We start from the raw sequence: 10770 nt of genomic DNA on the forward strand, positions 1-10770 counted from the left end.
GTGGTAATCTGTGTTATAGTATTCATAGCGGATCAGCTAACCTCCTGTTGCTTTTATCTTCGCAACTTAACTGTAACACAGGTTTATGCTGCTCCGCTATCTTTTTTTGTAATTTGTCTCACATCTATTGTAATCCTACAAATGACAAATGTCATTTATTTCAGATATAATTGATTTTATACTCAAAATATGGTATAATAATACAAAAATTGGAGGTTATGAAATGGATCTGCTGATGATACAGGTATGGGACTCGGAAGAAAAGCTGTTCCGTAGCAAAAGCTCACGTTTGTTTACTTACACTTCCTTGACCCTTGCGTCTTTATATTCAACTATTCCAAAGGGAACTTTTAAGCGTATAGACATTATTGACGAACATTCTCAAACTGTTGATTACGACCGCCGCAGATACGATGTGGTTATGATTTCATTTGATACCTCTTCTGCTGTAACCGCATACAGGCACTGCCGGGAATTCAGAAAGCGTGGAGCTTATGTTGTATGCGGCGGTTATCATGCAACGGCATTGCCGCAGGAAGCTGCAAGATACTGTGATACGGTAATATCCGGTCCGGCAGAGCTTACTGTTCCGAAGTTTATACGTGATTATATTGCAGGAGTGCCAAAGCCGTTTTACAGGGATACTCATGTTTGTGCCGCAGACTTTCCTGTGCCGTCAAGGGATAAGGTAAAGGACAGGAATACGCTTAATATTCCGGCTGTCATAGCAGACAGAGGCTGCATAAATGCCTGCAGATACTGCTCTATGGCTTCCATGTGGAAGAGTAATCCGAGGTTGGTCGAAAGTGTAATAAACGAGATAAGATCTCTTCATACAAAGATGCTGATATTCTTTGATCCTAATTTTTTCGGGAAGCGCGAATACGCCATGAAGCTTATGAAAGCCCTTAAACCGTTGAAAATACTTTGGGTAGGAAATGCTACAGCTGATTTCGGATATGACCATGAGCTTATGCAGGCAGCCTATGACAGCGGTTGCAGAGGTGTACTTATAGGCTTTGAGTCACTCAATGAAGATTCTCTGAAAAGTGTCAATAAAAGTTTTCCCAAGGCTGACAAATACCGTAGGCTCATCAAGAATATCCACAGCCACGGTATAGCTGTAAACGGCAGTTTTGTTCTTGGCTTTGACAATGATACGGAAGAACAGCTTCGTTCTCTGCCGGCATTTATCGACAGGCTGGGACTTGACCTTTGCAGATTTGCGATCCTTACACCATATCCCGGAACCGCTGTTTACAAGCAGATGGAACGGGAGGGCAGGCTTCTTACACATAACTGGAGACTCTACAATCAGCATCATACAGTTTTCCGTCCAAAGAACCTTACTCCCGGAAAGCTTGACAAGCTTTACAGAAATGCATGGAAGAAAGCCTTCAGCTGGAAAAGCATAATCAGGAGAGTACACGGCTCTCCGTGCAAAGGAATAACAAAGCTCATACTTCTTGGAGCAAATATCGGCTTCAGAAATATGAAGATAGGCAAATCGGAATTATGAAAATAACCTTTATAAGACTGAATATGTTAGAGCATATAAGCTCTGATGCAATGAAGCCTATTCTCTTTGAAATAATACGCGGTATCACTCCTGCAGAACATGAGATAGAATTCATTGACGAGAGAGTTGAAAAGCTCCCGGATAAGATCAATTCGGATATAGTCGCTTTTTCTGTAGAGACATTTACTGCAAAAAGAGCATATATCCTTGCAAAAAAGTACAGGACAGACAAGAATATAATCGTTATGGGTGGATTCCATGCTGCTGTTATGGCAGATGAAATGCTTGAATATGCCGATTCTGTCATTATCGGTGATGCAGAAGGAGCATGGGGACGTTTTATCAGTGATTGCAGCAGAGGTATGATTCAGAAGAAGTATTTTTCTGATGAAAACGAACCTGTTGGCTATATCAGTCCTCATCCCGAGGTTTACAGCCACAAATACTTCCATATCGGAGTGCATCAGATATCAAGGGGCTGCAAGTTCAACTGCGGCTTCTGCTCGATAAAGACGATGTACAAATGCGTGCGCAAAAAGACAATAGCTGACACAGTCAGGGAACTGAATGAGTCAAAGGAACGGATAATATTCTTTGCTGACGATAATCTTCTCTACGACCGGAAGTCGGCTATGAAGCTCTTTGAGGCTATAACTCCTCTGAAAAAGATGTGGGCTTGTCAGATAAGCCTGGACGCAGCAAAGGATGACGAGCTGCTTGCGGCAATGAAACGTTCAGGCTGCTTTCTCGTGCTCATGGGATTTGAAAGTCTTAATTCAGAAAGCCTTAAAGAGATGCACAAGTCTGCAAACATAGCTGCCGATTATGAGAAGATGATAAAGAGAGTTTACAGTCACGGACTCCTTATTTATGGCACGTTCGTGCTTGGCTGCGACGGAGATTCTGTCGATGTTTTTCAGAAAACCTATGATTTTGCAGTACGTAATTCTATTGCGATCACGAATTTCAATCCGCTGATACCCATGCCAGGAACTCCAGTCTATGAGAATATGGAAGCAGAAGGTCGGCTAAGATATAAAAAATGGTGGCTTTCAGATGTCTACCGTTATGGCGAAACTGCCTTCATTCCTAAAAATATGACACCTGAACAGCTCAGTGAGGGCTGCCTGCGGATAAGGCGTGATTTTTACTCAATTCGATGTATATTCCGCAGACTTTTTGGCTGCAAAAATCATCTCAGACCACGTACCCTGCTGGTATTTCTGCTGGCAAACTTCATATCACGCAGGGAGATAAACAGTAAGCAAGGACAACTGCTCGGAGGTATGCTCAATGAAGCTGACACTGATAAAACCTAATATAGGTCGTAGAGAACACAGTCTTTATGTAGATGAGGGAAGAATGGAGCCTCTGCCTCTTGGCATACTTGCCGCACTTACTCCCAATGATGTTGAGGTCGTTCTTTATGACGACCGTATGGAGTCTATTCCATACGATGAGCCGACAGACCTTGTTGCAATAACCGTTGAGACTTTTACAGCAAGACGTGCCTATGAGATAAGCAGTGAATACCGCAGCCGTGGCGTTAAGGTGGTCATGGGAGGTATGCACGCCATGCTCATACCTCAGGAGGTCGCCGAACACTGTGATATACTGATAGTCGGTGATGCGGAAAATGTATGGGAGACCATGATAAACGATTTCCGCAGTGGTTGTCACAAAAAACGGTATGACGCTGAACAGCCGCCTTATCCTCAGAAAAATATAATCGCAAGGCGTGACATATTTGAGGGTAAGGGTTATCTTCCAATAACTCTACTACAGTTTACTCGCGGGTGCAGCCATAAGTGCAGTTTTTGTGCGTCGTCTGTTTATTTCAAGGCTCATCACTATTGCCGCCCTGTTGAAGATGTCATAAGGGAGATAAAGTCCCAGAAGCGGAAACTTCTGTTTTTTGTGGACGATAATATTGTCTGCAACCGTAAAAAGGCAAAGGAGCTTTTCAGAGCTTTGATACCGCTTAAAATACGTTGGGTAAGTCAGGGAAGTATGGATATGCTTCAGGATAAGGAGCTTATGGAGCTTATGGTTAAGAGCGGCTGTCTCGGACTGGTCATAGGCTTTGAGTCCATATCTCCTGATTGCATAAGTGCAATGAATAAGCTTACTAACACCCGTGCTTCCGCAGATATGTACCGTTCTGAGATAAAGCAGCTCAGGAAATGGGGCTTGCAGACTTGGGCTGCTTTTACAGTCGGACACGATGGTGATACTGTCGAATCCATACGTGCCACCTGCGATTTTGCAATAAGGAATAAGTTTACGTTTGCAGCTTTCAATATACTTATGCCTTATCCAAATACTCCGCTTTACGAAAAACTAAAAAGCGAGAACAGACTGCTCTATGACGGAAAATGGTGGCTTCATGAGGATTATCGCTTCAATTACGCAAGTATCGTTCCGAAGAACATGACTCCCGATGAGCTTACAGAAACGGCATTTGAATGCCGCCGACGTTTCAACAGCATAGGTTCTATAATAAAGCGTGCTATTGAACCTCATACCAATATGCGGACTCCGTACAGATTTATTACTTATCTTCTGTACAATCCATTGTTCCGCAAGGAGGTTTTCAAGAAACAGGGACTTCATTTCGGACTTTCAGATAATAATAAGGAGAAAAATGATGAAGGGAACAATAAAACTGATACATGAGTTTACAGAGTCTGAGATCTCAGCCATGTATGAGCTTATGGATGAATTTTACGAGAATATGGATCCTGAAATTTTCAGACGTGATTTTTACGCAAAGGATTATTGCCTTGTGCTTGAAAGCGATGGCAGAATAGTTGGCTTTACTACTCAGAAGTTAATGACATTAAATGTTGATGGAAAAGAAGTTAAAGGCATCTTTTCAGGAGATACTATCATTCACAGGGACTACTGGGGTGAAACGAAACTATTCAAGATCTTTGCACGGCATTGGTTCAGATATGCCGAGGAACACGGAGAACTGTGGTGGTTCCTTATATGCAAGGGATACAAGACCTATAGGATACTTCCGCTTTTCTGGAAGGAGTTCTATCCATGCCGAAGCTGTGCGACACCGTCAGATATGAAAAAGATCATCGATGCATACGCATCTGCACTTTATCATGAAGAGTATAACCAAACTACAGGTGTTATAGAGTATAAAAGCGTAAAGGACTGCCTCAGAAAAGGTGTTGCGGATATAGATGAAAAACGTATAAAAAACAAGGATATTGCTTTCTTCTGTCAGGTAAACCCGAACTGGGAAAACGGCAACGACCTTGCATGCCTTGCAAAGTTCGACCGTTCGCTGCTCCGCAGACATATGCCTGAATTATTGTTCAATGGAGAGTAAGTTATATTGCCGTGTGCTGAACGGATTGTGCCGCAGACTATACAGCTCAGAACTGAAACGGTTCAAAGCTGCGTGTGATGTAAGAGCAGTGCAGATGAAGTATCTCACAGAGCTGCTCAAAAAAAATTCTGCAACAGAATACGGCAGAAAATACAGCTTTGAAAACATCAGGACATACAGTGATTTTGCTGCACAAATTCCGCTTACAAAGTATGAGGATTACGAAAACTACATCGAAAGGATCGCTGACGGAGCAGAAGGCGTTCTGACAATGGAAAAGGTCAGACTTCTTGAACCGACCAGCGGTTCGTCAGGCGGTCGTAAGCTGATACCATATACCGATTCCCTTCAGCACGAGTTCCAGTGCGGATTAAGGCCGTGGATAGGCGATATATACAGTAATGTAGAGCAAGTCATGTCGGGCATGAGCTATTGGTCTGTAACGCCCGTCACAAGCAGAAAACAATTTACAAAGGCAGGTATCCCCATAGGATTCGAGGAGGATTCAGCATATTTCGGCAGGCTTGAACGTCATATCATGGACAGGCTTTTTGCAGTTGACGGCAGCATAAAATTTGCTGACAGCATGGAGAGTTTCTGGCACGACACAGCGGTCAGTCTTCTTCGCTGCCCATGTCTTACGCTGATATCAGTATGGAATCCCACATATCTTTCCATACTTTGCAGATACATAAGCGATAATGCGGAAAGCTTAGCCGCAGAACTGCCTGCTCTGAGGAAAAAAGACTTTGTGGAAAAAGCACGTTCCGGAAGCTTTGAACTTGTTTTTCCTGATGTGAGGATCATAAGCTGCTGGGCTGACGGCTCTGCTGCTGACAGCGTAAAAGAAGTTGAAAAGCTTTTCAGCGGCGTTTACATACAGCCAAAAGGAATAATAGCTACCGAATGCTTTACCTCCCTTCCGTTAGTTGGCGAATCCGACAGCCGTCTGAGTATCTATTCACACTTCTTTGAGTTCCGCAGCCTCAGTGACAACAGTATAGTAACTGCCGATAAGCTGGAAAAAGGCGAATATGAGCTTATAGTGACTACAGGAGGAGGACTGTACAGATATTGTATAGGTGACATAGTCGAGATCATTGAAACATCTGACATTGCACCTCCTCGTATGAGATTCCTGCGTAGAGCTGGCATTTCCTGCGATCTTTTCGGTGAAAAGCTGACGGAAGATTTTGTCAGGAATGTATTGCGGAAACTTGGGGTTTCCGAACATTTCTGTCTGCTTGCTCCCGAGGGTAACAGATATTGCCTTTATACCGATGCACGGGGAATACGGAATGAACAGCTTGATAACGCTCTTCGTGAGAGCTTTCATTATAATTACTGCCGTCAGCTTGGACAGCTGGAATGTGCTGAAACAGCCGAAGCAGTTCCCGATGCTGACAGACTATATCTGAAGCGACTTACAGATGAGGGAATGAAGCTCGGAGATATAAAGCCTTCATGTCTGAGCAGGCTCTCAGGCTGGAGTGATTATCTTGCAAAGGAAAGGAAGAAAAGGAATGCTTAAAATAGCTTTGCTCGCACCTGCGGGTGCTATGCACCGATTTTCAGGCAGCTTTGGCAAGTCACTGCACTATGCCCCCCTGACTCTTACAACTCTTGCGGCACTTGTACCTGAAGATATTGACGCAGATGTGGTCATATACGACGAAACGGCAGGTAAGATACCACTGGATATAGATGCCGACCTTATCGGAATAACCTGCATCACGGGAACTGCTCCAAGATGTTACGCATATGCGGATTATTTTCGCAAAAAGGGAATAACCGTTTTCATGGGCGGAGTTCATCCTTCAATGCTTCCGGACGAAGCAGCACAGCATTCCGATGTCGTATTTACAGGATTTTCCGAGCAGACATTTCCGCAGTTCCTGCACGATTATGTTTCAGGAAAATACAATAAATTCTATCATCAGAACTGCGATTTTTCCATAGAGAACAGACCTCATCCTCGCCGTGAGCTTCTTAATAAAAAGCGTTACATAACCATAAATACTGTCGAGGCGATCAGAGGATGCTGCCATACCTGCAGCTTCTGCGCTTATCCTGCTGCATTCGGGAAGAATGTATATAAGCGTCCCGTAAAGGACGTTATTGCCGAAATTGAAGCTCTCGGCTCACGTCATGTACTATTTCCAGATGTTAACCTTATCACGGACAAACAGTACGCTATTGAGCTTTTCACCGCCATGATACCGCTTAAAGTTATCTGGCTTGGTCTTGTAACGTCGTCTATCGGTATCGACGACGAGCTGATGAAGGTGTTCCGGAAAAGCGGCTGCAAAGGTCTGCTTATCGGTTTTGAATCCATAACACAGGAGTCACAGAAGTATATACACAAAGGCGTTAACCGTGTGGACAGCTATATTGATCTTATGAAGCGTCTCCATGACAATGGCATACTTGTGCAGGGCTGCTTTGCATTCGGCGGAGATGAAGAGGACGAGAGCGTTTTTGACAGAACTGTTGAGATGGTAGTAAAAGCAAAGATCGACCTCCCGAGATATTCCATACTCACCCCCTTCCCTAAAACAGATTATTATGCCCAGCTTGAAAGAGAAGGCAGGATAATAGAAAGGAACTGGGCTATGTATGATGTCCAGCACTGTGTCTATCAGCCAAAGAAGATGACAAAGGAGCAACTTGAAGCAGGTACTGACAGAGCATGGCGTGAGACATATTCAAATAAGAATATATTCAAGCGTCTTGCACCTTTCAATCACAGTATATGGCTGTCGCTGCCGGTTAATATGGGATATAAGGGATATGCTGATAAATGGCATAAATTCGGACGTGAAGTAATGTGCGACAATTCAGATATACCAATACTGTGAGGAGTTTATGAAGATAACATTTATTGTTCCCGCAATAGGGAAAAAACCAGGAAAAAAATACATAGGCACATGGAAAATGGAGCCGCTCACAATAGCTATGCTTAAAGCACTGACTCCGCCCGACATTGAGACAGAACTGTTTGATGACAGAATAGAGCTTATAAACTATGAGACTTCCACGGATCTGGTTTGCATCACAGTTGAAACTTATACTGCAAAGCGAAGCTATAAGATAGCACAGAAATTCCGTGAACGGGGGATTCCAGTCATTATGGGCGGTTATCATGTCACTCTCTGTCCTGAGGAGGCTGCGGAGCATTGTGACAGTGTGATGATCGGCAACGCCGAAACTGTGTGGAAAACAATGCTTGAGGACTTTGGCAGAGGAAAGTTAAATCCTGTCTATCAGGGCAATACCGCTGAATATGATATTCATCCAGACAAGAGTATTTTTACCGGAAAGAAGTATCTTCCGGTATCCCTTGTGGAAACAGGACGTGGTTGCATACACAGCTGCGATTTTTGTTCGATATGCCGCTTTTATGAAAGCCATTACCATGCTCGTTCACACGAACTTATAATTGATGATCTGAAGCGTTCAAAGCACAATATTGCATTTCTTGTAGACGATAACCTTGTGGCAGACCATAATAATGCAATACGGCTTTTTGAGGAGATAGCTCCTCTGAAAAAGAAATGGGCAGGTCAAGGAACACTTTCAATGGCACGGAATGAGAAGCTTCTCAAAGCCATGAAAAAAAGCGGCTGCGAGGTTATACTTATCGGATTCGAGAGCCTCAATCCCGAAAATCTGCGTCAGATGAATAAATCATTCAATCTCGCCATGGGAGAAAGAGACGAGCTTGTCAAACGAGTACACGATGCAGGGCTTGGTATATATGCAACTTTTGTCTTCGGCTACGATAATGACGATGAGCGTACTGTTGAAGAGTCACTTGAATTTGCAAAGAAGCATAAATTCTATACCGCCGCCTTCAATCATCTTCTGCCTTTCCCTAATACTCCGCTGTACAAGCGTCTGCGCGAGGATAATCGCCTGATATACGACAAATGGTGGCTTGCGGACGGTTACAACTACGGAGAGCTTGCTTTCAATCCAAAGAAAATATCTGCCGAAAAACTAAGTAAGCTCTGTCGTGATGCGAGAAAGGAGTTTTCCTCTGCTCGGACAGTTATGAGCCGTGGATTTGCTTCTCTCGGAAGAACAAGTCCGCTTCTTTGGGGACTTTTCTGGGCAATGAACCTGCGGCTCGGTGAAGAGGTAGATCAGAAAATGAATGTGCCAATAGGAGAAAATCTTGATGAACTTCCAAAATGACCGCTATACAGTTCGTTTTGCCGATGCAAGTGATAATGAAGGCATTAAAAGGATATTTGAAAGTGGAAGCTTCAGCGGAGATCTTGATATCCAGTTTCTTCGCGGAAGTGAGCCGATGAAGTCATTTGGTGCTGACGGCGAGCCAAAGATAATTGTTGCATCTGATAACATGAGCAATGAAATAATTGCTGTGGGCGGCGCTGTTGTCAGACAGGAATATATAAACGGGAAACCTGAGAAATGCGCCTATCTTACAGGACTTAAGATACTTAACGAATACCGTGGCAGATTAGGTTTTATTGCAAAAGCCTACAGCTTTCTCGGAGAAAATCTTGAGGATAGCAAATGTTGTTATACCACTATCCTTGACAGCAACAAAGCAGTGATAGCAATGCTGGAGAAGAAGCACAGGAATATGCCGGAGTATCGATTCATATCTCATTACACTACTTACTGCTGGAACAGCCGTAAAAAGATATTGTCGCTTTCTGATGACATAAACGGCTTTGATGAGCTTATGGAAGGATATTTCTCCAAAAGGGACCTTACGCCTGTGCATACTGAAATGGAAGGCTTTGGGAAAAAGAAATTCTACTGTTTTCGTGAAAACGGAAAAATCAAAGCCTGCTGCTTTGTAGGAGACCAGAAGGAGACAAAGTATTATCTTCTCCGTAAATACGGAGGTGCATACAGATTCATTTCAAAGCTCCCGATGCAGCTGCTCGGGTATCCTGAATTTCCTGCCGAAGGAACGGTAATAGACCATGGAGCAGTATCCTATCTTTATATTGAAAACAATGAAAGGAAGCTGTGCAGGAATTTCCTTAATACAGTTGCCGCACTGTCGGGACATTCTGTTCTGATATGGGGAGGCGCAGATGGAGATCCGCTGTGCAGCTGCCTCGGATACATGAAAACGGTCAGATACGGAAGCAGACTGTATCAGGTGCTGTGGAGGGATAATCCGCCCATAAGCGGAAATATCGGTATGGAAGCGGCGCTGTTATGAATGCATGAAATTGTTTTTTGCGTTTGTAATCAACGATCTCACAGCTCAAGAGCAAGTTTCCGAACCTTCAGGTTCATTCATACGATGTATGTAACGAGCTCTTCGTCAGTGGCGGCGGCGGAAGAATGCTCCTGCTAACGTGCTTCGGTACATTCCTGATGTGGCTGACAAAAAAGACGAATAGCGTATTTCCTACGGTGGTGGCTCATTTCATGTTCAATCAGAGTCAAGGGGCTTTGGACGGACTTCTCTCGCAGGGTAATATTCCTGAAAATGCAGATCTTGGAGCAATCTCAGATGTATGTGAGTATACTACGATTATCATTCTGGCTGTTTTTTTATTGGGTTGCTATTACGTGAAAACAATAAGAACAAGAGAAATATATAATGTAATATGCACACGAAGAAAAGGCGATATAATGTTATGAAAAATGCCAGCTCCATTATGGATCTGGCATGAGTATGGTTGCAGTAGACTACGATCTATTGAAACAGAAAAAAATGTTTTATATAAGTGATATATTGGCTTTTGAAACGTTGCAAAAATAATTGACACCCTATTGGGAATAGAGCCGGTGCAGTATTCGCTGCACTGGTTTTCTCATGTATTATTGAAAAGAATGTTGAAATTAAATTCAATTAGAAGAATAGTATTTCAGCTTTTAAAAACGCATTCCATACAAGTATTCCATACGAAAA

9 protein-coding genes are annotated in these 10770 nt (G+C 43.3%); all 9 read left to right on the forward strand.

Features of this window, described 5'->3' with window-relative positions; translation table 11 throughout:
• Positions 1–223: 223 nt before the first annotated feature.
• The 9 genes from K6G33_RS06415 (at position 224) to K6G33_RS15260 (ending at position 10499) form a co-directional block, all read left to right on the forward strand.
• Positions 224–1519 (forward strand): radical SAM protein, encoded by a 1296-nt coding sequence (locus K6G33_RS06415; RefSeq protein ID WP_296777469.1) that lies wholly within the window; start codon positions 224–226, stop codon positions 1517–1519.
• Positions 1516–2838, forward strand: coding sequence for a radical SAM protein (locus K6G33_RS06420; RefSeq protein WP_296777472.1), 1323 nt, complete (start codon positions 1516–1518; stop codon positions 2836–2838). The genes K6G33_RS06415 and K6G33_RS06420 overlap by 4 nt, the downstream gene beginning before the upstream one ends.
• On the forward strand, positions 2813–4195 hold the full coding sequence (locus K6G33_RS06425; RefSeq protein WP_296777474.1) for a radical SAM protein: 1383 nt from the start codon (positions 2813–2815) through the stop codon (positions 4193–4195). Before K6G33_RS06420 ends, K6G33_RS06425 begins: the two co-directional genes overlap by 26 nt.
• Positions 4167–4865, forward strand: coding sequence for a GNAT family N-acetyltransferase (locus tag K6G33_RS06430; RefSeq protein WP_296777477.1), 699 nt, complete (start codon positions 4167–4169; stop codon positions 4863–4865). Before K6G33_RS06425 ends, K6G33_RS06430 begins: the two co-directional genes overlap by 29 nt.
• Positions 4855–6396 (forward strand): GH3 auxin-responsive promoter family protein, encoded by a 1542-nt coding sequence (locus K6G33_RS06435; protein WP_296777480.1) that lies wholly within the window; start codon positions 4855–4857, stop codon positions 6394–6396. The genes K6G33_RS06430 and K6G33_RS06435 overlap by 11 nt, the downstream gene beginning before the upstream one ends.
• A complete protein-coding gene (locus tag K6G33_RS06440) occupies positions 6389–7723 on the forward strand; it encodes a radical SAM protein (RefSeq protein ID WP_296777483.1) in 1335 nt (444 codons plus the stop codon). Before K6G33_RS06435 ends, K6G33_RS06440 begins: the two co-directional genes overlap by 8 nt.
• A gap of 7 nt (positions 7724–7730) precedes the next feature.
• Positions 7731–9062, forward strand: coding sequence for a radical SAM protein (locus K6G33_RS06445; RefSeq protein WP_296777485.1), 1332 nt, complete (start codon positions 7731–7733; stop codon positions 9060–9062).
• Entirely contained in the window at positions 9046–10071 is a 1026-nt protein-coding gene (locus K6G33_RS06450; RefSeq protein ID WP_296777488.1) for a hypothetical protein, read from the forward strand. Before K6G33_RS06445 ends, K6G33_RS06450 begins: the two co-directional genes overlap by 17 nt.
• A gap of 125 nt (positions 10072–10196) precedes the next feature.
• Positions 10197–10499 carry a hypothetical protein gene (locus K6G33_RS15260; protein WP_367270489.1) on the forward strand — a complete coding sequence of 101 codons (303 nt, stop codon included), beginning with the start codon at positions 10197–10199 and terminating at the stop codon, positions 10497–10499.
• Positions 10500–10770: the final 271 nt, after the last annotated feature.

The sequence above is a fragment of the Ruminococcus sp. genome (assembly GCF_024691275.1).
Lineage (GTDB): Bacteria > Bacillota > Clostridia > Oscillospirales > Ruminococcaceae > Ruminococcus.